Here is a 24,265-nt window from a genome sequence, read left to right on the forward strand (position 1 = left end):
CGTCTGGGGGACTTTGCGATGGACCCGACACACCGGGCACCCGATGAGTACGGGCAGGGCCACGGCCGCTCCGGCGGCGAGCCCGGCCACCGTCGGCCGTCCCGCGACTCCGGCGGCGACTTCGGCCCGCAGACACCGCAGCAGGTCCGCGTCGTCCAGCTGACCGCGGGCGATCTGCTCCTCACGGTCAACCCCGTCGACGGCAGCGAGGTCGAGGCCGTCCCGCCCGGCTCCGGACCCGACGCCCCGGTCCGCCGCACCCCCGCCGAACGCGCCGCCCACGAACGCGCCGGCGCACCTCCCGTGCCCGCCGGACCGCCCGCCCCGCAGCTGCCGCTCCTGGAGCGGCAGGAGGAGCGCGAGCGCCTCGTCCGGCTGCTGGCGCGCGGCCGCAGCGTCCGCCTCACCGGCCAGCCCGGGTCCGGCCGCACGGCCCTGCTCGACGCCGTCGCCGCCGACTGCGCCGGCCTGGCCCCCGACGGCGTCGTCCGCCTCAACGGCCGCGGCCGCACCGGCACCGACCTGCTGCACGCCCTCTTCGACGCCGTTTACAAGGCCCCGGGCCACCGCCCCGACCGCGACGAACTGCTCGCGCTCGTCCGCACCATCGGCGCCGTCGTCACCGTCGACGACCTGGAGATCGGCGGAGCGGCCCTCGACGAACTGCTCTCCGCCACCCCCGAGTGCGCCTTCCTGCTCGCCGCCACCACCGACACCACCCCCGGCGTCGACGCCCACCTGGAGGAGGTCCTCCTCGCCGGCCTCGGCCGCGGCGCCTCGCTCGCCCTGCTGGAGAAGGTCGTCGAGCGCCCCCTCACCGAGGAGGAGCGGAACTGGGCGGGCGACCTCTGGTTCGAGTCCGAGGGCCTGCCGCTCCGCTTCGTCCAGGCCGGCTCCCTTCTCGTCCAGCGCGACCGGCTGAGCACCGCGCCCGAGGAAGCCTTCGACGAGTACGACTACTTCGAGCCACGCGCGGACGACGCGCCCCCGCCGCCCGCAGCGCCCACCGCCGAAACCCTCGACATCCCCCTGCCGAGCCTCGGAGAGGGCGCCGCGCCCGCCGCCCTGCTCGCCTCCCGGCTCAGCGAGGCGGCCCGGGCCACCCTGCGCTTCGCCGTCGCCCTCGGCGGCGAGGTGCCCCACCAGGCCCATCTGCCGGCCCTCGTGGGCGACACCCACGCGGACGCCGCGCTCGGCGAACTCGCGGGCTGCCATCTGCTCTCCCCGGCCGGCCCGCGCTACCGCCTCGCCGCCGGAGTCCTCGCCCAGCTCGTGGCCGCCGGCTACGAGGACGACGCCGCCTCCCACGCCCGTACCGCCGCCCAGCACTACGCCTGGTGGACCTCGCACCCCTCGGTCACCCCGCAGCGGGCCGTCGCCGAGGCCGACGCGATCGTCGCCTCCCTGGCCCGGCTGGTCCCGGGAGACGAGGCGGGAGCGGCCAGCGCGGCCGTCCTGCTGGCCCGCAGCGCCTCCCCGGCCTTCGCCGCGGGTCTGGGCTGGGGAGCCTGGGAGCGGGCGCTCAGGATCGGCCAGGAGGCCGCCAGGATCGCCGGTGAGGTCGCCGAAGAGGCCTACTTCCACCACGAGTTGGGCGTCCTCGCGCTCTGCACCGGCAACCCGGACCGGGCCCGGACCGAGCTGGAGACCTCGATCGGGATGCGCGGCGTGCTCGCCGACAAGTCCGGGGCCGTGGCCGGACGCCGGGCGCTCGCCCTGGTCGCGGACCGCTCCGGCGACTTCGCCCCCCTCGGCGGGACCCCCTCGGGCCCCGAGCCGGCCACCGTACGCCAGGACCTTCCCGGTACGCCGCCGGGCGGAATACCCGGGCCGCCCCTGTTCCTCCGCAACACCGCCGAGGAGGAGCCCACGGTTATCTCCTCGCTGCCGCCCGGCCCCGCCACGCGCAAGGTCTCCGGCCTCGCGATCCTGGGCGGCGCCCGGCGCAACCTGGCCGCCGCGGGGGCGGGCGCCCTGCTGATCGCCGTGCTCGGCACTGTCGTCACCCTCGGCGTCACCTCGGACGGCGACGAGCCGGACAGCCGCAACGTCACCACCGAGCAGACGGCCACCGAGGAAGCCCCCGACGACGATCTGCCCGCCGACGGGACGGAGGACGGCTCGTCCCCGGCCGGGGCGCCCACCGACGAGACGTCCGCGGCCCCGAGCGCCTCGGACCCGGCGAGCCCCAGCACCTCCGCCTCGCCCTCCCCGAGCGCCTCCTCCTCCGCCGGTACGTCGCCGACGGGCCGGCCGACGGACGGGGAGAGCAGCACATCGGGCAGGCCGACGCCGACGAAGACGTCGCCCCGGCCCACGAAGACCCCGAGCGAGAGCCCGAGCCCCACGCCCTCCGAGTCGGAGACCGAGTCGCCGGACCCGACGCCCACCGACGAGCCCCCGGAGCCGCCCCCGGTGGAGGACTCCTCCTCGGCGAGCGGCCCGGCGGAGTCGGCCTCCGCCTCCGCGCCCGTCGAGTCCGCGAGCCCGTCGGAGTCCGACGCGGCGGCCTGAACGGGACGGGCAGGACAGCGGAGAGCCGGGTGGTTCACGCGGAAGCGTGAACCACCCGGCTCTCGTCGGACGGTCAGAACAGCCGCAGCTTGTCGTCCTCGATGCCGCGCATCGCGTCGTAGTCCAGGACCACACAGCCGATGCCCCGGTCCGTCGCCAGCACCCGGGCCTGCGGCTTGATCTCCTGCGCGGCGAAGACACCCCGCACCGGCGCCAGATGCGGATCGCGGTTCAGCAGCTCCAGATAGCGGGTCAGCTGCTCCACGCCGTCGATGTCACCGCGCCGCTTCAGCTCCACGGCCACCGTCTGACCGTTCGCGTCCCGGCACAGGATGTCCACCGGGCCGATCGCGGTGGGGTACTCACGGCGAATCAGGGTGTGGCCCTCGCCGAGGATCTCGATCCGGTCCGCGAGCAGCTCCTGAAGGTGCGCTTCCACGCCGTCCTTGATGAGCCCCGGGTCGACGCCCAGCTCGTACGACGAGTCGTGGAGGACTTCCTCCATGGTGATGATCAGTTTTTCGCCCGCCTTGTTCACCACGGTCCAGACGCCTTCCTCACCGTCGGCGCCCTCCTTCAGGGTGCACGGCGGGGACATCCAGTTGAGGGGTTTGTACGCCCGGTCGTCGGCGTGGATGGAGACGCTTCCGTCCGCCTTCACCAGGATCAGTCGGGGGGCGGAGGGCAGGTGGGCTGTGAGCCGGCCCGCGTAGTCCACGGAGCAACGGGCGATGACGAGACGCATGGTGGGCAACGCTACTCGACGACAGGGGCCCGGCGCGATTTCCCCATCCGTCGCCTCCCGTCACTCGGTGCACGCCGCACCGGGGCGGCGCGGGCTTGCCCCTCTTTGCGCCCCTTCGTTATTGGCCGGTTGTGTTCCCAATCTCCTGGTGCGGCCCCGACTGCGCGCTTACCGTGGAAGCAGGAGGTCGCCGCCCGTGCACGCTGCGTCGTCGCCCCCCTTCCCTGCCCGTAAGGCCCCGGCCACTCTCCGGGGTCGCGAGAGGAGAACCCATGTCGCTCGACGTCTCACCGGCGCTGTTGGAACAGGCCGAGCGAGGCGAGGTCGACGAAGCCGACTTCGTCGACTGCGTCCGGACCTCCCTGCCCTTCGCATGGGAGATGATCAGCTCGCTGGTGGCTCAGCTGAAGGTCGACGGCGGAGAGTTCGCCGACAACCAGACGCCGCCGCCGGACGAGCAGGCTCGTGGTCAGCTGCTGCGCGCGCTCGCGAGTGATGCGATACGCGGCGCGCTCCAGCGGCACTTCGGAGTGCGTCTCGCATTCCAGAACTGCCACCGCGTGGCGGTGTTCCCGCTGGACGCCTCGGTCGACGACCGACTGGCCAAGTTCACTTCGGTGAGGGGCCAGTTGCTCAACCAGTCGCCCGAACTACGGGACTGCTGAACGCTTCCGCTGCCGTTCCGGGCCGCGGGAGGTGCAACTGGCTCCGGGGCGGCAGCTCCCGTACCACCGCACCACATGTCCCACGCGAGGTCCTTGTCCATGCACAGACGCAGGTCAGGTGAGCAGCGGCAGCACATCGGCGCCCAGCCGCCGCACGTTCTCCTCGGTCGCCGCGAGATCGCCCGACCCCTCCACCAGCAGTGCGAACCGCGTGATCCCGGTCCGCTCGGCGGTGGCCGCGAGCCGGTCCGCGGCCAGCCGTGGCGTCCCCACCGGGTGCAGCCCGCACAGCAGTTCCGTGTACGCGACCGGGTCCCGCATCACGCGGTGCCTGCCGTCGACCGTGACATGGGCGTCGAGCCCCTGGCGCAGCCAGCCCGGCATCGTCTTCACCAGCATCTCGGTGGCGTCCCCGGCGGCGTCCGCGATCTGGGCCACCCCGGCGGACACATGTGCGGCCCCCTCCACCACCTCGGGCGGATGCCCGGCCTCCCGCGCGGCCGTACGCCACAGGGCGACCATCTCCGCCTTCTCCTCGTCCCCGCAGTGCATGCCCAGGAGCATCGGCAGCGCCCGCGCCGCCGCGAGCCGCACACTCTTCGCCGAGGTGCACGCCACGACGACCTCGGGCCCCGTGGCGCCCGGTCCGGCGTCCGCCGGGTCCTCCAGCAGCTCGTCCGCGCGCGGCACCACCGCCACCTCACGGAAGCCGAACCGCTCGCCGCGCCCCGCGACACGCGGCTCCCGCAGCCAGTCGCGCACCAGGTCCAGCGCCTCGGGGAAGCCGTTCTCGTACGCGTCGAGACCGCCGCCGAACACCTCCAGGTCCACCCACGGACCGCCCCGGCCCACCCCGAGCGAGAAGCGCCCGCCACTGGTCAGATGCAGCAGCGCGGCCTGCTCGGCGAGCGCCACCGGGTGGTGGTTGGGCAGCACGCTGACCGCCGTGCCGACCCGGATCCTGCGGGTGCGGCCCAGCAGCAGCGCGGCCAGCGTCGTCGCCGACGGGCAGACCCCGTACGGCACGAAGTGGTGCTCGGCCAGCCAGACCGAGTCGAGCCCGCTCTCCTCCGCGGCCTCGGTGGACCGGACGGCCCGGTGCAGGGCCTCACCCGGCCCCTGTCCCGGGAACTGGGCTGCCAGAACGAACGTTCCGATGCGCATCGTCTCTTGCCTCCTTGCGGCCCGACGCGTTTCTCCCCCACCGGCAACAACGTCTGACACGTGCCAAAGGCACGGTCCGGGCGGAAGTTGTTGCGATTTTCCGCTAACTCACCCCACTGCCGGACCGCACCGGCGGGCTGACCGGACAGCTGCCCCGAACTCCAGGGCCTAGGCTTGGTCGCACCCAAGCCCGATCCGCTCCCGTGAGGTGTCCCGTGTCCCCGCGCCGCAACCGCCCCCGTGGCGGCGAGAGTCCCGACGAACGCCCCGGCACGGCGCCCGGCCGGTACGGCGGGGGAGGGGTCACCGAGAGCTGGCAGGGCGAGGAGTGGTCGGTGCGCCCGGTCAGCGGCGCGAGCGCCCAGGGCAAGCGGTACCGCTGCCCCGGCTGCGACCAGGAGATCCCCTCCGGCGTCCCGCACCTGGTGACCTGGCCGGAGTACGGCGGCATCGACGACCGCAGGCACTGGCACAAGGCCTGCTGGAACGCGAAGGACCGCCGCACCACCAAGGTGCAGCGGTCCCGCAACGCCCCGCGCTACTGAAGTCCTTCTCAGACGTCGCGCCGGTTCAGCAGCGCGACCGCCCCGCCCAGCGCCACCACGACCAGGCCCAGCATCACCAGCAGCGGCTCCCACGCGGAGGTGCCGGAGTTGGTCATCGACGTACCGTAGAGCGCGCTCAGCTGGTTCGGGATCGAGTACTCGATCAGGAACCGCTGAATGCCCCGCAGGTCGTCGGCGAACATGAACAGCGCGAGGACCAGCGGCAGCAGCACCACGCCGATCATGATGGTGATCGCGCCCGCCGAGTGCCGCACGATCGCGCCGATCGCCAGCGACAGCAGGCCGAGGCCCGCGAGGTAGAGCCCGACGCCGACTGTCGAGAGCACCCACGCGCTGCCCGAGGCGGCGACCGTACCGCTCAGGATCAGGGTCTGGAGCACCGCCACGACCGTGGCGGTCACCGTCGTGATCACGAAGGTCAGCGAGAAGAAGACGATCGCCTTCGCGGCGAGCACCCGGACCCGGCTCGGGCACGCCGTCAGCGTCGTACGGATCATGCCGGTGCTGTACTCGGAGCCGATGGTCAGCACCCCGAGCGTGATCACACAGATCGAGCCCAGCAGCACCCCGAAGAAGCCGAGGGCCAGAGCGGGCTCGCCCGACAGGTCGGTGCCGTCCGCCGCGAGCAGCAGCGCGGTGCTCACGCCGAGCGTCAGCATCAGCGCGACCATCACACCGAGCGTCCAGACCGTGGCGCGTACGGAACGGAGCTTGGTCCACTCCGAGGCGATCGCGTCGCCGAGCGTGGCGGGCCGGATCGGGATCGGCGACTCGTAGAAGCTCAGCAGGCCCGCCTCCGGTGTCTGCCGGCGGTCCTGCGGGGTGGCCGGGGACGTCATCTCAGGTCCTTGCTGGTCTGCTCTCCGGCCGGGGCGGCGGAAGAGGGCTCGGCGGCCGGGGACGGCTCCGCGGCGGGGGAGGGGGCGGGCTCGGGGGCCGGGCGCGGACCGGGCGGCGGCGGGGCGAACCAGCCCTCCTGCGGCACCTCCACCGGCGCCACGGGCACATCGGCGTGGCCGCCGAGCGGATTCCCGTACGCGTCCAGCGGCGGCGGCTCCACGAGGCCCGCCTTGGCGTCGTCCGTCGAGCGGTAGTCCACCAGGCCCTGCGTGAGGCGCATGTAGGCCTCCTCCAGCGACGCCTGGTGCGGGGACAGCTCCCAGAGCCGTACGTCGCAGCCGTGGGCCAGGTCGCTGATCCTCGGCAGCGGCAGCCCGGTGACCCGCAGGGCCCCGCCCGGCTCCGACATGACCCGGCCGCCCGCCTCGATGAGCGTGGCCGTCAGCTTCTGCCGGTCCTCGGGGCCGTCCTCGGGCACCCGGACCCGGGCGAAGTCGGCGGAGTTGGCGGAGATGAAGTCCGTGACGCTCATGTCGGAGAGCAGCCGGCCGCGCCCGATCACGATCAGATGGTCGGCGGTGAGCGCCATCTCGCTCATCAGGTGGGACGAGACGAAGACCGTGCGCCCCTCGGCGGCCAGCGTCTTCATCAGATTGCGGACCCAGTGGATGCCCTCCGGGTCGAGACCGTTGACCGGCTCGTCGAACAGCAGGACCTGCGGATCGCCGAGCAGCGCCGCCGCGATCCCCAGCCGCTGCCCCATCCCGAGCGAGAAGCCGCGGGAGCGCCGCTTGGCGACGTCCTGGAGACCGACGACGCCGAGGACCTCGTCGACCCGGGCCGCCGGGATGCCGGCCAGCTGGGCCAGGGACAGCAGATGGTTGCGGGCGGTGCGGCCGCCGTGCACGCCCTTGGCGTCCAGCAGCGCGCCGACCTGGCGCGGGGCGTTGGGCAGGCTGCGGTAGGGGTGGCCGCCGATGGTGACATGACCCGCGGAGGGGCGGTCCAGGCCGAGGATCATGCGCATCGTCGTGGACTTGCCCGACCCGTTGGGACCGAGGAAGCCGGTGACGGCGCCCGGCCGCACCTGGAAGGAAAGGTCGTCCACGGCTGTCTTCGCGCCGTAGCGCTTGGTCAGGCCTACTGCCTCGATCATGCTCCAGCCCCATCGACTCACTCTGTCGTTGGGGGCTCGGGCCACCCGGCCGCACACCCCCGTAAGAGTTAGGAGGATAACCAGGCGCTGTCGGTTCCGGCCAAGTTGTGCACAGCGTGCGAGCGGACCGTTACGCGTCCCGGTGCTTCAGGACCAGGAAGCCGCCGAGCACCGCGGCCAGCACCCAGAGCACCATGATGCCGAGCCCTCCCCAGGGCCCGTAGGGGGCGGGATCGCTGTTCAACGCGTCCGGGAGGACCTGCATGATCTTCGAACCGGCCTGGTCCGGGAAGTACCGGGCGACGCTCTTGGCCCCCGGCACCGCCGCGAGGATCTGCGAGACCAGGAAGAAGAACGGCATCAGGATGCCGAGCGACAGCATGGAACTGCGCAGCATCGCCGCCACGCCCATGGAGAAGATCGCGATCAGACCCATGTAGAGCCCGCCGCCGACGACCGCGCGCAGCACGTTCTCCGCGCCGATGCCGGTGCCCCGGTCGCCGAGCATCGCCTGTCCCAGGAAGAACGAGACGAAGCTGGTGAGCAGCCCCACAACGAGGGCCAGCCCGCCGGCCACCGCGATCTTGCTGAAGAGGAACGTCGCGCGCTGGGGCACCGCCGCCAGCGAGGTGCGGATCATGCCGGAGCTGTACTCCGTGCCGACCACGAGCACCCCGAACACGACCATCGCGAGCTGGCCGAGAATGGTCCCGGAGAAGCTGACGAACGTCGGGTCGAACGTGGCCTGCTCCGCCTCGGAGAGGTCGTCGAACGTGGCGTTCAGCAGGGCGCTCAGCGCCACGCCCATCACGACCGTGACGGCGAACGCGGAGATGAGGGTCCAGGTGGTCGAGGAGACCGACCGGATCTTGGTCCATTCCGAGGTGAGAACCGCGGGTACCGATGCCATGGTCGTCACGCCCCCTTGCCGTCGGTGGAGCCGGGCTTGTTCCAGTTCTCGCCCCAGCCGGCCCCCACCACCGGGGGCTCGGCGCCCGGATCCCGGTCCGAGTGGGCGTGGTACTCCACCGAGCCGGCGGTCATCTGCATGAACGCCTCCTCCAGCGAGGCCCGCTGGGAACTCAGCTCGTGCAGCACCACCTGGTGCCGGGCCGCCAGCTCGCCCAGCTCCTCGGTCGTGGCACCGTCGATCTCCAGGACGCCGCCCGCCGTCTCGACGGCGGTGAAGCCCTCCTGGTGCAGCACGTCCCGCAGCCGTTCGTACTGCGGCGAGCGCAGCCGCGTGTAGCTGCGGGAGTTCTCGTGGATGAAGTCGGCCATCGAGGTGTCGGCGAGCAGCTTGCCCTGGCCGATCACGATCAAGTGGTCGGCGGTCAGCGCCATTTCGCTCATCAGGTGCGACGAGACGAAGATGGTCCGGCCCTCCGACGCGAGCGTCTTCATCAGATTGCGGATCCAGTGGATGCCCTCCGGGTCCAGTCCGTTGACCGGCTCGTCGAACATCAGGATCTCGGGGTCGCCCAGCAACGCGGAGGCGATACCGAGCCGCTGGCCCATGCCGAGGGAGAACCCCTTGGACTTCTTCCTCGCGACCGCGCTCAGACCGACCATGTCGAGCACCTCGTCGACCCGGCTGCTCGGGATGCGGTTGCTCTGGGCCAGGCACAGCAGGTTGTTGTACGCGCTGCGGCCGCCGTGCATCGCCTTGGCGTCGAGGAGCGCCCCGATGTACTTCAGCGGTTCCTGGAGGTCGCGGTAGTGCTTGCCGTCGATGCGCACCGTACCGCTGGTGGGATTGTCGAGATCGAGCATCATCCGCATGGTGGTCGACTTGCCCGCGCCGTTGGGGCCGAGAAAGCCGGTCACGATGCCCGGCCTCACCTGGCACGTCAGATGATCGACGGCGACCTTGCTGCCGAACCGTTTGGTAAGTCCCTCGAGCTCGATCATGCGCTTACGCTAGAACGCCAGAGCGCCCGGCGCCACCACAAAGGCGGAACCGGGCGCACACGGGGGTAAGGCGTTACCGACGAGGGTGTCAGCGGGTCTGCTGGGCCGGGACACCGCGGGTGGCGGGCTCGTCCTCCACCGGGGTGCCGGCGGCGGCCACGGCGGCGCCGGTCAGCGTCGCCAGCATCTCGCGGACGTTGGTCAGCTGGGCGTTGATCGAGTCGCGGCGGTTGGTGAGCGCCGCCAGCTCGCGCTCCGATTCGCTGCGGATCCGGTCGGCCTTGGCGTTGGCGTCGGCGACGATGTCCTCGGCCTGGCGCTGGGCGGTCTCCACCGTCTGGCGGGCCCGGCGCTCGGCGTCCGTGCGGAGCTTCTCGGCCTCCAGGCGGAGCTGCTCGGCGCGGTGCTCGATCTCGGCGAGACGCTTCTCGGCCTTGGCCTGCCGGGACGCGAGGTCGCGCTCCGACTGCTCGCGGCGCTTGGCGAGGTTGGTCTCGAAGTCGGCCGCGGCCTGGGCGGCCTTGGCGCGGGTCTCCTCGAAGAGGGCGTCGGCCTCCTCGCGCTTCTGCTGGGCGTCCTTCTGGGCGTCGGCGCGCAGCGTGTTCGCCTCGCCCTGCGCCTTTTCGACGATGCGGACGCCCTCGTCCTCGGCCTTCGCCTTGCGCTCGGCGGCGAACGTCTCGGCGTCGTTGCGGACCTGCTGGGCCGCCGACTCGGCGAGCTCGCGGTGCTGCTCGGCGGCCCGGCGGGCCTCCTCGCGCAGGTCCTTGGCCTCCTCCTCGGCGAGGCGGAGAATCTTCTCGACACGGGCGCCGAGACCGGCGTACGACGGCTCGGCGTCGTTTACCTGGGCCTGGGCGTTCTGCGTCTCGAGGTGCAGTTCCTCGATGCGCTTTTCCAGAGAGGTGATTCGGGCCAGGGCACTGTCACGGTCCGCGATGAGCTTGGAGATGCGGTCGTCCACCTGACCGCGGTCGTAGCCACGGCGCACGTGCTCGAAGCCGAAGGGGGAGGAAGGGTCACTCATGGGGTTCCTGTCGAATGAGACCGGTGAGGTGATAGAGGGAATCCTAGGGGCCATTGCGGCGTGTCAGCGTGAAGATGCCGGTTTGATCTGGAGAATGACACCCCTTTTGAGTGGCTGACCCCCGGAGTGCTTGCCACTCGAAGGCTTGAATGTCCATGACGAAGCACGGTGCGCCGCGGACCGGTCAACGCTCGGACGACTTGCCCCCCGACCGGGTGCCCGCCGCCGCCGGAGCCTTGGCGCCTCCCGCGGAACCGCCGGCCGGTTTCCCGCCCCCGCCCGGAGTCTCGAAACCTTCCAACGCTTCCAGCACGTCCTGGACACGGGAGATCTCCGCATTGATGTCCTCGCGCCTGCGCACCAGGACGTCCAGCTCGCGCTTGCCCTCGTCGACCGTCGCCTCGGCCTCGGCCTTCGCGTCGGCCCGCAGCTTCTCCGCCTCGCGGATCAGCTCGGCCTTCTTGGTCTCGGCCTCCTTCAGCAGCGACTCGGCCCGTTTCACCGCGGCGATACGGACCTTGCTCGCCTCCGAATTGGCCTCCGCCATCAGCTCCTTGGCCTTCGCCTCGGCCTCGTCGCGCTGCTCGGTCGCCGCCTTCATCAGATGGTCGACGCGCTCCCCGGCGGTCTTCATCTGCTCGGACGTCTCCCGGCGGGCCCGCTCGTGCAGCTCCTCGATCTCGCTCTCCAGCCGGGCCCGCAGCTCTTCGGCCCGCTCCCGGATCTGCGTCGCGTCCCGCCGGGCGCCCACCAGCAGTTCGTCCGCGTCGGTACGCGCGCGCTCCACCAGGGTGTTGCCCTCGACGGTCGCCTCCGAGGTGATCCGCTGGGCCTCCTTGCGGGCCGCGCCGACCATCGTGTCGGACTGCGTCTCGGCCTCGGTGGCCGTACGCAGCGCCTCTTCCCGCGCCTTGTTGATCAGCTGGTCCGCCTGCTCGGCCGCGTCCGCCCGGCGTTTGGCCGCCGCCTCGCGCGCCTCGTCCAGCACCCGGTCCGCCTCCTGGAGGGCCGACGAGCGCAGCTCCTCCGCCGCCGACTCCGCGTCGGCGCGCAGCCGTTCGGCCTCCTCGTGGGCGCGGGCCGCGTGCTCCTGCGCGGCGCCCAGGCGCTCGGCCGCGTCCGCGCGCAGCCGCTCGGACTCGGCCGTCGCCTCGGCCAGCATCCGGTCCGCCTTCTCGGTGGACTCGCTCCGGCGGCGGTTGGCCTCCGTGGTGGCCTCGACGACCAACTGCTCGGAGGCCTGCTCGGCCTCGTTGCGGATGCGTTCGCTCTCGGTGGTCGACTCGCCGATCAGCCGGTCCGCCTGGGCCGCCGCCTCGGACCGGATCCGGTTGGCGTCCTGCCGGGCCTCGGCACGGGCGCGCGAGGCGTCCTGCTCCGCCGAGGCCAGGGCGTCCGACGCCTCGGTGCGCATCCGCTGGCTGTACTCGGAGGCGTCCGCGCGCAGCCGCTCCGACTCGGTGATCGCCTCGGAGACCGTCCGCTCGGCCAGCGCCTTGGCGGCCTCGGTCTCCTCGTGAGCCTCCTGCCGCAGCCGGCCCGACTCCTCGTTCGCCTCCCGGCGCAGCCGGACCGCGTCCTCCGAGGCCCGCTCCCGCTCGGCGTGCGCGTCGGCGCGGACCCGGTCCGCCTCCTCCTGCGCCTCCGTACGGGTGCGCTCCGCGGCGTGCTCCGCGGCCGACCGAAGCCCGGTGATCTCCTCCTCGGCCTGCTCGTGCAGACCCTGGACGGAGTCCCGCACCTGCTGGGCGGTCTGCTCGGCCGCCGCGACCAGCTCGGTCGCCCGGGCGTCCGCCTCCTCGACCAGCCGGCCCGCCTCGGCCTCCGCCTCCTCGACCCGCTTCCGGGCGGAGGCGAGCAGTTCCTCGCTCTGCTCGCGGGCCCGCTCACGCTCCTGCTCCGCCTCGGACCGGGCGGCGCCGAGGGTCTCCTCGGCCTCCCGGCGGCGACGGGTCGCCTCCTCCTGGGCGGCGGCCAGCGCCTCGGCGGCCTCGGCCCCGACCCGCTCGGCGGCGGCCGCGGCCTCCGCGCGCAGCCGGTCGGCGCTCTCCTGCGCCTCGGACTTGAGCCGCTCCGCCTCGGCGGCCGCCTCGCTCCGCAGCCGTACGGCGACGTTCTCGCCCTCGGCCCGGGACTGGGCGGCGTCCGCGGCGGCCTCGTCGCGCAGCCGCTCGGCCTCCGTCTCGGCCTGCTCGGCCAGCGTCCGCAGCCGCTCGGCCGCCTCCGCGCGCAGCCGCTCCGACTCTTCGCTCGTCTCGCGGCGGATCCGCTCCGCTTCTGTACGCGCCTCGCCCAGCGCCTCCTCGGCGGCGGCGAGCCGGGACTCGGCCTCGGTGTGCAGCCGGGTCAGCTCGTCGGCGGCCTCGGCCTGCCGGGCGGCGACCCCGCGCTCGGTCTCCTCGCGCAGCTCGGCCGCCGCCGCCTCCGCGGCCGCCGTGACGGCCGCCGCCTGCTCCTCGGCCTCGGCCCGCAGCGCGTCGGCCTCGGTCCGGGTGCGCTCCAGCGTCTCCTCGGCCTGCTTGCGCAGCGTCGCCGCCCGCTCGACGGCCTCGGTGCGGATGCGCTCGCTCTCGCCGTTCGCCTTGGCGCGCACCTCGTCCGCGTCGGAGCGGGCCTTGGTCAGCAGCTCCTCGGCGGTGCGGGCGCCCTCCTCCAGCTGCTGGACCGCCTCGCGGCGGGCCTCGCCCCGGATCCGCTCGCCCTCGGCGACCGCCTCGGAACGCAGCTGCTCGGCCTCGCCGCGCAGCCGACGGGCCTCCTCCTGGAGCTCGACCGTCTTGGCCCGGTACTCCTTGGTGTCGTCCTTGGCCGCGCCCTTGAGCTCGTCGGCCTGCTCGGCCGCCTCGCCGCGCAGCCGGTCCGCCTCGGCCTCCGCCTCCCGGCGGATCCGCTCGGCCTCCTCGCGCGCCGCCTTCGTCGTCGACCGCGCGTCCTCGGAGGCCTTGGTGAGCACCTCCTCGGCGCTGCGGGCCGCCTTCGCCAGCTGGGCGGCGGCGTCCTCGGCGGCCGCCGTGTTGGCCTTCTCGGCCGCCTCGGCGACCAGCCGCTCCGCCTCCGCGCGGGCGTCGGCGAGGGCCTGCTCGGCCTCTTCCTTGAGGGTGTCGGCGTTCTTGGTGGCCTCGCCGACCAGCCGGGCGATCTCCGACTTGGCCGTACGGGTGCGCTGTTCGTTCTGCGACTCGGCGGAGGCCAGCTGCTTGGCGGCGGCCTCCTTCGCCTCGGCGAGGACCTTCTCGGCCTCCAGCCGGGATTCGCGCAGCCGGGTCTCCGCCTCCGCGAGCCGCTGCTCGGCGGTGCGGTTCAGCTCGGCGGTCTGCTGGCGGGCCTGGTCGGTCTCCGCGGTCGTGCTGGAGCGCAGCTGCTCCGCGTGGCTGGTGGCCTCCTGCGCCTGGGCGGAGGCGGCGCCGAGCAGCCGCTCGGCGTCCTTGCGGGCGCGCAGCAGGATCGCTTCCGCTTCGGCCCGGGCGGTCTCCGCCTCCGAGCCGGTCCGCCGACGGGTCTCCTCCGCCAGCCGGGCGGCCTCGTCGCGGGCGGCGGCCAGCGCCTGTTCGGCCTCGGCGCGGGACTCCTCCAGCAGCCGGCGGGCCTGCGACTCGGTGCGGGCGCGCAGCTGTTCGGCCCAGGCGACGTTCTCGTTGACATGGGACTCGACGGTCTGGCGGCGCTCCGCCAGCTCCTGGTCGAGCCGCTGCCTGCGCTGGACGGCCTCGGTGTGCAACTCGGCCTGGAGACGCGCCTGGTGCTCGGCGTGCTCCTGGAGGATCCGCTGCGTCTGGGCCCGGGCCTCGCGCAGCTCGCGCTCGGCGTCGCTGCGCATCTGCTCGGCCTGGGCCTGCGCGTTCCGCAGCATCTGCTCGGCCTGGTAGCCGATGTCCGCGCTGTCGTAGGCGGGACGGGTCGCGAGATTGCGCCGGGCCTCGTGCAGCTTGGCACGCAAGACCTCGACCTGGTAACCGAGGTCCTCGGCGTGCTGGACGGCCTTCTCCCGGTCGGTCTTCAGCCGGTCCATCTCGGCTTCGAACCGCGAGAGATGGTCGTCTTCAGCTCGGTGGCTCTCCTGGCGTTCGTAGCCCCGCACTGCGCGGTCCCATCCTTCCCCGAGCTCTCAACTCTCTTCGAGCAGGGGAGACCCCAACCCTGGTCGCAACTCTGCACACGGGGGCTCGCCGGTGAAGCGGTCCCCCGGGGAATGGTGACAGACAAACGACGAGGACGCGGTACGGCCCCGACCCGGCCCCGGCCCGGAACCGCCCACTCTACCGGGCCGGGTATGCGGCGGTCAGTGGTCCGCCCGGCTCGTGACCAGTTCGGTGAGGACACCGTGGCAGTCCTTGGGGTGCAGGAACGTGATCCGGGACCCCATCGACCCCGTCCTGGGCTCGTCGTACAGCACCCGGACGCCCTTCTCGCGGATGTCCGCGGCGTCCCCGTCCACATCCTCCGTACCGAAGGCGATGTGATGCACGCCCTCCCCGTTCTTCGCCAGCCACTTGCCCACGGCGGAGTCCTCCCGGGTGGGCTCCAGCAGCTGGAGGTACGAGGCCCCGCCGTCCGAGGTCTCGTTGATCTTGAGCATGGCCTCGCGGACCCCCTGCTCCTCGTTGATCTCGCTGTGGAACACCTCGAATCCGTACGTGGCACGGTAGAACTCCACCGTCCTGTCCAGGTCGAAGCAGGCGATTCCGATGTGGTCGATGCGCGTCAGCATGGATTCAGCATGGATCGGCCGCGACGCTCCCGCCATGGTTACGCAACGTGCGCGCCGTCACACCGGCAGCCGGATGACGGGCGCGGGACCGCTCAGTACATTCAGGTAAACCCTCGTTCACATCCGATCCCAAGGGGCCGTGCCCATGCCAGCAACGACCGGTACCACCACCTCAGTGATCGTCGCGGGCGCCCGGACGCCCATGGGCCGTCTCCTCGGCTCCCTGAAGAGCTTCTCCGCGGCCGACCTCGGCGGCGTCGCGATCAAGGCCGCCCTGGACCGGGCCGGCATCGGCGGCGACCAGGTCCAGTACGTGATCATGGGCCAGGTGCTCCAGGCCGGCGCGGGCCAGATTCCCGCCCGGCAGGCCGCGATCAAGGCCGGCATCCCGATGAACGTCCCCGCGCTCACCGTCAACAAGGTGTGTCTGTCCGGGCTCGACGCCATCGCGCTGGCCGACCAGCTCATCCGCGCCGGGGAGTTCGACGTGGTGGTCGCGGGCGGCCAGGAGTCCATGACCAACGCACCGCACCTGCTCCCCAAGTCCCGCGAGGGCTACAAGTACGGCGCGATCGAGATGCTGGACTCGATGGCGTACGACGGTCTCACCGACGCCTACGAGAACATCCCCATGGGCGAGTCCACCGAGAAGCACAACGGCCGCCTCGGCCTGGACCGCGCCGCCCAGGACGAGATCGGCGCGCTCTCCCACCAGCGGGCCGCCGCCGCCCAGAAGAACGGCCTCTTCGAGGCGGAGATCACCCCGGTCGAGATCCCGCAGCGCAAGGGCGACCCGGTCCTCTTCTCGAAGGACGAGGGCATCCGCGCCGAGACGACCGTGGAGACCCTCGGCAAGCTGCGCCCCGCCTTCGCCAAGGACGGCACGATCACCGCCGGCACCTCCTCGCAGATCTCCGACGGCGCCGCCGCGGTCGTCGTGATGAGCAAGGCCAGGGCCGAGGAGCTGGGCCTCGACTGGATCGCCGAGATCGGCGCCCACGGAAACGTCGCGGGTCCCGACAACTCCCTCCAGTCGCAGCCCTCCAACGCCATCAAGCACGCGCTGAAGAAGGACGGCCTGACCGTCGACGACCTCGACCTGATCGAGATCAACGAGGCGTTCGCCGCCGTCGCCGTCCAGTCCATGAAGGACCTGGGCGTCACCTCGGACAAGGTCAACGTCAACGGCGGCGCGATCGCGCTGGGCCACCCCATCGGGATGTCCGGCGCCCGGGTCGTCCTGCACCTGGCCCTGGAGCTGAAGCGGCGCGGCGGCGGCACGGGCGCGGCGGCGCTGTGCGGCGGCGGCGGTCAGGGCGACGCGTTGATCATCCGGGTCCCGGGCAAGTAACACCGTAACGACACGAGGCAAGGCGAGAACGGAGCGGTGAACGTGGACGTGGACGTCCCCACGCTGGTCGAGCAGGCGCGAGCAGGCAGGCCGCGTGCGGTGGCCCGGCTGATCTCGCTGGTGGAGGGGGCGTCCCCGCAGCTCCGTGAGGTGATGGCGGCCCTGGCCCCGCTGGCGGGCCATGCGTACGTCGTCGGCCTGACGGGCTCGCCGGGCGTCGGCAAGTCCACCTCCACCTCCGCCCTCGTCTCCGCCTACCGCCGCGCGGGCAAGCGGGTCGGCGTGCTCGCCGTCGACCCGTCCTCGCCGTTCTCCGGCGGGGCGCTGCTGGGCGACCGGGTCCGGATGTCGGACCACGCGTCCGACCCGGGCGTCTACATCCGCTCCATGGCGACCCGGGGCCACCTCGGCGGCCTCGCGTGGGCCGCCCCGCAGGCCATCCGTGTCCTCGACGCGGCGGGCTGCGACGTGGTCCTGGTCGAGACGGTCGGCGTCGGCCAGTCCGAGGTGGAGATCGCCTCCCAGGCCGACACCTCCGTGGTGCTGCTCGCCCCGGGCATGGGCGACGGCATCCAGGCGGCGAAGGCCGGAATCCTGGAGATCGGCGATGTGTACGTGGTCAACAAGGCCGACCGCGACGGCGCCGACGCCACCGCCCGCGAGCTGAACCACATGCTGGGCCTGGGGGAGTCCCGGGGCCCCGGCGACTGGCGCCCCCCGATCGTGAAGACGGTCGCGGCCCGGGGCCAGGGCACGGACGAGGTCGTCGAGGCCCTGGAGAAGCACCGGGCCTGGATGGAGGAGCACGGCGTCCTGGCCGAACGCCGCACGGCCCGCGCCGCCCACGAGGTCGAGTCGATCGCGGTCACCGCGCTCCGGGAGAGGATCGCCGACCTCCGCGGCGACCGCCGCCTGCACGCCCTGGCGGAGCGCATCGTCTCCGGCGACCTGGACCCGTACGCGGCGGCGGACGAGCTGGTGGCGGGGCTGACGGAGGGCGCCTGACCGCCTGAGCGTGCGCTGAAGGCCCCCTGAGCGGATGTGTGCCGCTCAGGGGGCCTTCTCGCGTACGGGGCTGTGTTACGGGTCCGGGTTCGCGTCAGTCGTCGTCGCCGTCCCGGTCATCGCGGTCGTCGCCGTGGTCGTCACGGTCGTCGTTCCGGTCGTCCGCGCGGTCGTCGTCCCCGTCGTCGTCGCGGTCCACGGTGACCTTGCCGGTCCGGGCGTCCACGCGCAGTTCGTGCTGCTTGCCGTCCTTGCCCGCGATGTCGACGTCCCAGCGCAGGACGTCCCCCCGGCGGCCGTTGTCGTCGTCGTCATCGTCGTCCAGGTCGATCGACGTGACGGTGCCCGGCGCGGTCTTCAGGGCCGCTGCCGCCGCCTGGCTCAGAGTGACGGCGGAGGAACGGGGCGCGTAGTGGTCGCGGTCGTCGTTGTCGTCGTCGCGGGTCCTCAGGACCTTGCCGTCGGCGGCGTCCACCGTGACGTCGTGCCACTTCTTGTCGGAGCCCCGGACGTCCAGCTCCCAGACGGCCCGGCCTCCGTGGTCGTCGTCGTCATCGTCCAGCTCGGCCTCGGTGACCGTGCCCGGGACGCTCTTCAGCGCGGCGGCGACGGCCTGGTCCAGGGAGATCCGGACGCTCTTCGCGGCGGCCGGGGCCCGGTCGTCCGTACGGTCGTCCCGGTCGTCCCGGTCGTCCGCGAGGCTCGCGGCGCTCGCGCTCCTCGTGGGCGTACGGTCGCGGTCCCCGTCGCTGTCCGCGAAGGCGACGGTGGCGGCGGTGGTGCCGCCGATGAGAACGGCCGCGGTGATCGCCGCGATGGTGACGTTGCGCTTCATGAGGTTCCTCCCCGAGAGCTGCTGTGCTGCGCTGGTTGACGGGGTCCACACTGCCGACCGGATGCTGAACGCAGCCTGAAGCCACCTGAAGCCTTCTTCAGGCGGAGTTTGCGAGGCTGTGCGCATGCGCCTGTTGATCGTGGAGGACGAGAAGCGTCTCGCGGTGTCCCTGGCCGGGGGACTCACCGCCGAGGGCTTCGCCGTGGATGTCGTGCACGACGGCCTGGAGGGGCTGCACCGGGCGAGCGAGGGCGGCTACGACCTGGTGATCCTCGACATCATGCTGCCCGGCATGAACGGCTACCGCGTCTGCTCCAACCTGCGCGCCGCCGGACACGAGGTGCCGATCCTCATGCTGACCGCCAAGGACGGCGAGTACGACGAGGCCGAGGGCCTGGACACCGGCGCCGACGACTATCTGACCAAGCCCTTCAGCTATGTCGTCCTCGTCGCCCGGGTACGGGCCCTGCTGCGCCGGCGCGGGGCCGGAGCCGCCGCGCCCGTCCTGACCGTCGGCTCCCTGCGCATCGACACCGCCGCCCGCAGGGTGATCCGCGGCGAGGACGAAATCGCCCTCACCGCCAAGGAGTTCGCCGTGCTGGAGCAACTCGCCCTGCGCGCCGGGCAGGTGGTGAGCAAGGCGGAGATCCTGGAGCACGTCTGGGACTTCGCCTACGACGGCGACCCGAACATCGTCGAGGTCTACATCTCCACCCTGCGCCGCAAGTTGGGCGCCGCCGCCATCCGTACCGTACGCGGCGCCGGCTACCGGCTGGAGGCGTCATGAGGTCCGTCCGGGCCAGGGCCGCCATCGGGGCCACCCTGGTCGTCGCCGTCGCCCTGATCGCGGCCGGTCTGGCCGTCCTTTTGGTCCTGCGGGCCAACCTGATCGGCCAGGCGGACCTCCAGGCCGAGGTGGCGGCCCGCGAGGCGGCGGGACAGCTCGCCACGGGCACCCCGTACGAGGACGTGGAGCTGGACGACGAGGAGGACCACCCGGTCCAGGTGACCGACGAGGAGGACCGGGTCGTCCTCGTCTCCAAGGGCCTGCGGGCCGTCACCGGCACCGGTGCGACGGGCGTCACCCCCGTGCCCTCGGCCTCGGCGGGCGCCACGTCGTCACCCGACGACGATGACGACGATGACGACGACCGCGGCCGGCCGGGCCGGGGCGAGGTCTCCTCCGACGACCCGGAGTTCTCCGACGGCACCGCCACCGTCGACCGCACCACCGCCGACTACCGCTTCGCCGCCGTCGAGGCGACCACCCCCGACGGCGTCACCCTCACCGTGTACGCGGGCGCCCCGCTCGCCGCCGAGCAGGAGGCGGTCAACACCGTGCGCGGGGCCATGCTCACCGGGCTGCCGCTGCTCCTGGTCGTCGTCGGGGGCGTGACCTGGCTGGTGACCCGCCGCGCGCTGCGCCCGGTCGAGGGCATCCGCCGAGAGATGGCCGCGATCACCGCGTCCGAGGACCTGGCCCGCCGCGTCCCGGAGCCCGATTCACGGGACGAGATCGCCGCGCTGGCCAGGACGACGAACGAGACGCTGACGGTCCTGGAGGCGTCGGTGGAGCGGCAGCGGCGGTTCGTCGCGGACGCCTCGCACGAGCTGCGTTCCCCGATCGCCTCGCTCCGCACCCAGCTGGAGGTGGCCGAGGCCCACCCGGAACTGCTGGACCTGCCGGGCGCGGTCGCCGACACCGTACGGCTCCAGGTGCTGGCGGCGGATCTGCTGCTGCTGGCCCGGCTGGACGCGGGGGAGAAGCCCGGGAGCGCGACGGTGGAGCTGGGCGCGCTGGTCCGCGAGGAGGTGTCGCAGCGGACGGGGGACCGGATCGCGGTGGCGGTGGAGGTCCCGGAGGGCGGCGCGTTCGAGGTGACCGGGTCGCGCGGGCAGCTGGCCCGGGTGATCGGCAATCTGCTGGACAACGCCCAGCGGCACGCCGAAAGGAGCGTCGCGGTGTCGGTGGCGGCCGACGGGCGCGGCGTGCGGGTCGAGGTCCGGGACGACGGGGCGGGCGTACCCGAGGAGGAGCGGGAGCGGATCTTCGAACGGTTCGTCCGGCTCGACGACGCCCGCAGCCGGGACGACGGCGGCGCCGGTCTGGGCCTCGCCATCGCCCGGGACGTCGCCGCCCGCCACGGCGGAACGCTGACGGTGCACCGGGCGGACGAGGGCGGCGCGGCCTTTTGCCTGTGGCTGCCGCGCCCGGCCTGAGGCGGCGGGCGCGAGGCCCCGGCGGGCCCCGCTGTTACAGCTTCCCGCGCTTGCCGCGCAGGTGTTCCGCGATCGGGGTCAGCGCCGCGTGCAGATCGGTCAGCGCCTCGGGGGACAGCAGATCGATGAAGTGCTGCCGCACCGCGTCGACGTGGTGCGGGGCGACCTTCCGCATGGTCTCCGCGCCGTGCTCGGTGAGGACCGCGAACAGTCCGCGCCGGTCCGACTCGCAATGCGTACGCCGCACGAGACCGGCGGTCTCCATGCGGGTGATCTGGTGCGAGAGCCGGCTCTTGGACTGGAGGGTGGCGGCGGCGAGGTCGCTCATCCGCATCCGCTGGTCGTCCGACTCGGAGAGGTTGACCAGGATCTCGTAGTCGTTCATGGTCAGGCCGAACGGCTGGAGGTCTTTCTCCAGCTGGTGCATCAGCAGCCTGCTGACGTCCAGGTGGGTGCGCCAGGCGCACTGCTCCGCGTCGCTCAGCCAGCGGGTGGCCGTCTCGGTCTCCATATATGGATTCTACCTAAGAAGTTGAAAGCCGGACGAAATCAGGGAGGTCTGAGGAGTGTGACGACCGGCGCAGACGTTCGACGTCACACTCCGCAGACTACCGTTCACAAGCCGAAGCGACGCTGGAGGTCCCCCAGCTGGCCGGGCATGCGCGGGGTGGAGCCGTGTTGACCCCCGCCGCCCGGGACACCGGGCGCGTTCGGCACGAGGCCCGTCGCCTGCTCCGCCATCAGCGCCTCGGACGACTGGAGCAGCACGGTGCCCGCCCCGACGAACTCGAACTGGTGCTCCTCGCCCGAGGTCCCGCCGATCCCCGTCAGTGACCGGATTCCGCCCATCACGCCCGTCATGTACCCGTGGTCGTAGTGGTGACAGGGGGAGGGGCAGTCGGCCCACCCCACCAGCGCCTGCGGGTCCACCCGCAGCGGCGGCTCCATGAACACCACCGCGCCGTTGGACGCGGCGACGAACTTCCCGGTTCCGATCAGCGTCACGAACCCCGGCACGATCGACTGCTTCAGCGCGAGCGACGGCTCGTACGCCAGCAGGTTCCCCGACCGGATCGTCAGGTTCCCGTCGTCCAGGTCGAAGGAGTTCACATCGAAGGCCCGGTCGGCCAGCAGCATCTTCCCGCTGCCCTCGGCCACCACCCAGTCGCTCGCGTGCAGCGGCGAATGGAAGCTGGACCGCACCAGCCGCTCGAACCGGCCGTGCCCGATGCCGTCGAAGCTGATCTGCCCGTAGTAGGCGATCATCTTGCCCTTCTGGAGGAACCACCGGCTCCCCTTGAGCTCCACGCAGAAGGTGTAGGAGTTGACGTTGTCGTCCGACGGCAGCGTCATCGGATCGAAGACCACGGGCGCGCTCACAGCTTCTCCTCGGATGCCTGGACGTACACCGCACCACTGCCGCTCAGCTCCAGCTGGAACGCCTCGCCGGAGCCCCGCCCGACCATGTCCCGCCAGCCGAGCGCGGTGGAGAGCTTGTTGCGGACCTCCCCGTGGTGGGCGACGTACGCCTGTGGGTCCACATGGATGTCCCGGCCCGGGGTGATCGGCAGTTCGATCACCCCGCCGTGCGCCATCACCGCGACCGCGCCGTGGCCCTTGAGTGTGGTGGTGAACAGGCCCTGGCCGGTCACCTGGCCGCGCACCATGCCCATCACCCCGCCCTGCGAGCCCATGAACATCGTGCCCTGCTGGAGCGTCCCGTCGAAGGCGAGGAGGCGGTCCGCCTCCACGTACAGGGTGTCGCCGGACAGGTTGATCACCTGGATGTGGTGGCCGCCGTGGCCGAACATCACCGTGCCCGACCCCTCGACCGTCATCAGCGGTGTCGCCTCGCCCGCCACCCGGCGGCCGATCATCGACGCGAAGCCGCCCTGGCCGCCCTGGATGTTCGGGGTGAAGGACACCTCGCCCCGGTACGCCAGCATCGCGCCGCGCTGGCTGAACAGCTTCTGGCCCGGGGTGAGGGTCGCCTCGACCATCTTGGAGTTGATCTCGCGGAACGGCATCAGACATCGCCCCCGACGGTGTTGCGCTCGCTCGGCTGTACGTAGACCAGGCCGTCGCCCTCGAACCGCATCTGGAACGCCTCGCCGGAGCCCTCGCCCATCAGCGTCCGGAAGTTCACCCCGCTCTGGAGCTGCTGGCGCAGATTGCCCTGGTGGGCGATGTACGCGCCGGGGTCGACCATCAGCGGATACTGCGGCGACACCCGCAGCAGCACCGCCTCGCCCTCCGACATGATCGCCGCCTGGCCCGTGCCCTCCACCGTGGTGGTGAACAGGCCGTTGCCGCTCGCCCCGCCGCGCAGCCCGGTGAACGTGGTGCCCGTGCGCAGCCCGGCGTCGGTGGCCAGCAGATTGCTCGCCTCCACGTACAGCTTGTCGCCGTGCAGCGCGACCAGGTTGATCTCGCTCGCCCGGTCGGCGAAGTAGCAGGTGCCCTGCCCGGACACCTCCATCACCGTCATCTGCTCGCCGGTCAGCCGGCGGGTCACCATGCCGCGCAGGCCCTCACCGCCGCCGGTCATCTTCTTGAAGGTCATCCGGCCGTCGTACGCGACCATCGAGCCGTTCTTCGCCTTGACGGAATCGCCGGCCAGATCGACGGCGAGCGTCTTGCTGCCTTGGAGTCGGAACATCGCCACGCCCCCGAAGGTAGCCCGCCGCCCCGTCCCCGCGGCACCCCCTACAGAACCGTTACGCCCCTGATGCTCCCCTGATGCGTACCCGGACCGGCCCTGGTATGCGGCGATACGCGCGGCGCCGCCCCGCGACGCCCCCGGCTCCGGGGACGTCCCGGCGCGATGCCACAATGGGGGCGGCTTGTGCCCGCGTTCACAAGCCCGTACGGCCCTTCCCGCCCACACGACCCCCTCCCACCGAAGGTGCCCCTGTGGACATCAAGACCGCTTCCGCCCTGCACCGGCTGCGCCTCATCTCGATTCCCGAGGCGCTGTCCTTCCCCGCCCTGATCCTCTTCGGCTCGGTCCTCAGCCGGGTCTCGGACATCGACTTCCTGATGATGCCGCTCGGCATGATCCACGGCATCCTCTTCGTGATCTACGCCGTGTTCCTGCTGGACGTCTGGATGAAGGCGAAGTGGCCGCTGGGGCGCGTCGCCCTCTTCTTCCTGCTGTCGCTGATCCCCTTCGGCGGGCTCTACGGCGACAAGCGCCTGAAGCAGTACGAGGCCGACGGCGTCATCGCCGCCCGCGCCCGCCGCGAGGGCACGGTCAGCGCATGATCGTCGCGTTCTCGGTCTCGCCGCTCGGCGTCGGCGAGGACGTCGGGGAGTACGTCGCCGACGCCGTACGGGTCGTACGGGAATCCGGGCTCCCCAACCGCACCGACGCGATGTTCACCTCCATCGAGGGTGAGTGGGACGAGGTCATGGACGTCGTCAAGCGCTCCGTGGCCGCCGTCGAGGCCCGCGCCGGCCGCGTCTCCCTGGTACTGAAGGCCGACATCCGGCCCGGCGTCACCGACGGTCTGACCTCGAAGGTCGAGACCGTGGAGCGGTATCTCGGGGGCTCCTGAC

23 protein-coding genes are annotated in these 24,265 nt (G+C 72.3%); 9 read left to right on the top strand and 14 right to left on the bottom strand.

Going from position 1 to position 24,265, the window contains the following annotated elements:
• Positions 1-18: 18 nt before the first annotated feature.
• Positions 19-2,514: an AAA family ATPase gene (locus A3Q37_RS27175; RefSeq protein WP_065488251.1), complete on the top strand. Its 2,496-nt coding sequence runs from the start codon at positions 19-21 to the stop codon at positions 2,512-2,514.
• A gap of 73 nt (positions 2,515-2,587) precedes the next feature.
• On the opposite strand, the gene nucS is transcribed toward A3Q37_RS27175, so the two are convergent.
• Complete coding sequence (nucS, locus tag A3Q37_RS27180) at positions 2,588-3,259, bottom strand: endonuclease NucS (RefSeq protein WP_065488252.1); 672 nt, start codon at positions 3,257-3,259, stop codon at positions 2,588-2,590.
• A gap of 272 nt (positions 3,260-3,531) precedes the next feature.
• Here nucS and A3Q37_RS27185 point away from each other — a divergent pair, with 272 nt between their 5' ends.
• On the top strand, positions 3,532-3,924 hold the full coding sequence (locus A3Q37_RS27185) for an SCO5389 family protein (RefSeq protein WP_006127608.1): 393 nt from the start codon (positions 3,532-3,534) through the stop codon (positions 3,922-3,924).
• Between the two features lie 114 nt (positions 3,925-4,038).
• Here A3Q37_RS27185 and A3Q37_RS27190 read toward each other — a convergent pair whose 3' ends face one another.
• Positions 4,039-5,088: an LLM class flavin-dependent oxidoreductase gene (locus A3Q37_RS27190; RefSeq protein WP_065488253.1), complete on the bottom strand. Its 1,050-nt coding sequence runs from the start codon at positions 5,086-5,088 to the stop codon at positions 4,039-4,041.
• Between the two features lie 215 nt (positions 5,089-5,303).
• On the opposite strand from A3Q37_RS27190, the gene A3Q37_RS27195 reads away from it, so the two are divergent.
• Entirely contained in the window at positions 5,304-5,633 is a 330-nt protein-coding gene (locus A3Q37_RS27195) for an ATP/GTP-binding protein (protein ID WP_065488254.1), read from the top strand.
• Positions 5,634-5,641: 8 nt separating this feature from the next.
• Here A3Q37_RS27195 and A3Q37_RS27200 read toward each other — a convergent pair whose 3' ends face one another.
• From A3Q37_RS27200 to mce, 7 genes are all read right to left on the bottom strand, one after another.
• Positions 5,642-6,493 carry an ABC transporter permease subunit gene (locus A3Q37_RS27200; protein ID WP_065488255.1) on the bottom strand — a complete coding sequence of 284 codons (852 nt, stop codon included), beginning with the start codon at positions 6,491-6,493 and terminating at the stop codon, positions 5,642-5,644.
• Positions 6,490-7,650 (bottom strand): ABC transporter ATP-binding protein, encoded by a 1,161-nt coding sequence (locus A3Q37_RS27205; RefSeq protein ID WP_065488256.1) that lies wholly within the window; start codon positions 7,648-7,650, stop codon positions 6,490-6,492. The genes A3Q37_RS27200 and A3Q37_RS27205 overlap by 4 nt, the downstream gene beginning before the upstream one ends.
• A 130-nt stretch (positions 7,651-7,780) precedes the next feature.
• The gene (locus A3Q37_RS27210; protein ID WP_065488300.1) at positions 7,781-8,560 is read right to left on the bottom strand and encodes an ABC transporter permease; all 780 of its coding nucleotides are present in this window, start codon (positions 8,558-8,560) and stop codon (positions 7,781-7,783) included.
• Between the two features lie 5 nt (positions 8,561-8,565).
• Positions 8,566-9,561 (bottom strand): ABC transporter ATP-binding protein, encoded by a 996-nt coding sequence (locus tag A3Q37_RS27215; RefSeq protein ID WP_065488257.1) that lies wholly within the window; start codon positions 9,559-9,561, stop codon positions 8,566-8,568.
• 88 nt (positions 9,562-9,649) lie between these two features.
• Complete coding sequence (locus A3Q37_RS27220; RefSeq protein ID WP_065488258.1) at positions 9,650-10,588, bottom strand: cellulose-binding protein; 939 nt, start codon at positions 10,586-10,588, stop codon at positions 9,650-9,652.
• A gap of 184 nt (positions 10,589-10,772) precedes the next feature.
• Positions 10,773-14,666, bottom strand: coding sequence for a polarized growth protein Scy (scy, locus tag A3Q37_RS27225; RefSeq protein WP_065488259.1), 3,894 nt, complete (start codon positions 14,664-14,666; stop codon positions 10,773-10,775).
• Between the two features lie 201 nt (positions 14,667-14,867).
• On the bottom strand, positions 14,868-15,296 hold the full coding sequence (gene mce / locus A3Q37_RS27230; protein ID WP_065488260.1) for a methylmalonyl-CoA epimerase: 429 nt from the start codon (positions 15,294-15,296) through the stop codon (positions 14,868-14,870).
• Positions 15,297-15,471: 175 nt separating this feature from the next.
• Here mce and A3Q37_RS27235 point away from each other — a divergent pair, with 175 nt between their 5' ends.
• Positions 15,472-16,647 carry an acetyl-CoA C-acetyltransferase gene (locus A3Q37_RS27235; RefSeq protein WP_065488261.1) on the top strand — a complete coding sequence of 392 codons (1,176 nt, stop codon included), beginning with the start codon at positions 15,472-15,474 and terminating at the stop codon, positions 16,645-16,647.
• Between the two features lie 36 nt (positions 16,648-16,683).
• Positions 16,684-17,652, top strand: a complete 969-nt coding sequence (meaB, locus tag A3Q37_RS27240) for a methylmalonyl Co-A mutase-associated GTPase MeaB (RefSeq protein ID WP_176711518.1) — start codon at positions 16,684-16,686, stop codon at positions 17,650-17,652.
• 94 nt (positions 17,653-17,746) lie between these two features.
• On the opposite strand, the gene A3Q37_RS27245 is transcribed toward meaB, so the two are convergent.
• Positions 17,747-18,487 carry a PepSY domain-containing protein gene (locus A3Q37_RS27245; RefSeq protein ID WP_065488262.1) on the bottom strand — a complete coding sequence of 247 codons (741 nt, stop codon included), beginning with the start codon at positions 18,485-18,487 and terminating at the stop codon, positions 17,747-17,749.
• Between the two features lie 124 nt (positions 18,488-18,611).
• Between A3Q37_RS27245 and A3Q37_RS27250 the strand changes: the two genes are divergently transcribed.
• Entirely contained in the window at positions 18,612-19,274 is a 663-nt protein-coding gene (locus A3Q37_RS27250; RefSeq protein WP_065488263.1) for a response regulator transcription factor, read from the top strand.
• A complete protein-coding gene (locus tag A3Q37_RS27255) occupies positions 19,271-20,707 on the top strand; it encodes a HAMP domain-containing sensor histidine kinase (RefSeq protein ID WP_065488264.1) in 1,437 nt (478 codons plus the stop codon). The genes A3Q37_RS27250 and A3Q37_RS27255 overlap by 4 nt, the downstream gene beginning before the upstream one ends.
• A gap of 34 nt (positions 20,708-20,741) precedes the next feature.
• Here A3Q37_RS27255 and A3Q37_RS27260 read toward each other — a convergent pair whose 3' ends face one another.
• The 4 genes from A3Q37_RS27260 to A3Q37_RS27275 form a co-directional block, all read right to left on the bottom strand.
• A complete protein-coding gene (locus tag A3Q37_RS27260) occupies positions 20,742-21,218 on the bottom strand; it encodes a MarR family winged helix-turn-helix transcriptional regulator (protein WP_065488265.1) in 477 nt (158 codons plus the stop codon).
• Between the two features lie 104 nt (positions 21,219-21,322).
• Positions 21,323-22,087 carry an AIM24 family protein gene (locus tag A3Q37_RS27265; RefSeq protein ID WP_065488266.1) on the bottom strand — a complete coding sequence of 255 codons (765 nt, stop codon included), beginning with the start codon at positions 22,085-22,087 and terminating at the stop codon, positions 21,323-21,325.
• The gene (locus A3Q37_RS27270; RefSeq protein ID WP_065488267.1) at positions 22,084-22,734 is read right to left on the bottom strand and encodes an AIM24 family protein; all 651 of its coding nucleotides are present in this window, start codon (positions 22,732-22,734) and stop codon (positions 22,084-22,086) included. The genes A3Q37_RS27265 and A3Q37_RS27270 overlap by 4 nt, the downstream gene beginning before the upstream one ends.
• Positions 22,734-23,366 (bottom strand): AIM24 family protein, encoded by a 633-nt coding sequence (locus A3Q37_RS27275; RefSeq protein WP_065488268.1) that lies wholly within the window; start codon positions 23,364-23,366, stop codon positions 22,734-22,736. Before A3Q37_RS27275 ends, A3Q37_RS27270 begins: the two co-directional genes overlap by 1 nt.
• A gap of 254 nt (positions 23,367-23,620) precedes the next feature.
• On the opposite strand from A3Q37_RS27275, the gene A3Q37_RS27280 reads away from it, so the two are divergent.
• Positions 23,621-23,971, top strand: a complete 351-nt coding sequence (locus A3Q37_RS27280) for a DUF3817 domain-containing protein (RefSeq protein ID WP_065488269.1) — start codon at positions 23,621-23,623, stop codon at positions 23,969-23,971.
• A complete protein-coding gene (locus A3Q37_RS27285) occupies positions 23,968-24,264 on the top strand; it encodes an MTH1187 family thiamine-binding protein (protein ID WP_065488270.1) in 297 nt (98 codons plus the stop codon). The genes A3Q37_RS27280 and A3Q37_RS27285 overlap by 4 nt, the downstream gene beginning before the upstream one ends.
• The last annotated feature ends 1 nt before the right edge of the window (position 24,265 follow it).

Origin of the sequence: Streptomyces sp. PTY087I2 (assembly GCF_001687325.1) — a bacterium.
Taxonomy (GTDB): domain Bacteria; phylum Actinomycetota; class Actinomycetes; order Streptomycetales; family Streptomycetaceae; genus Streptomyces.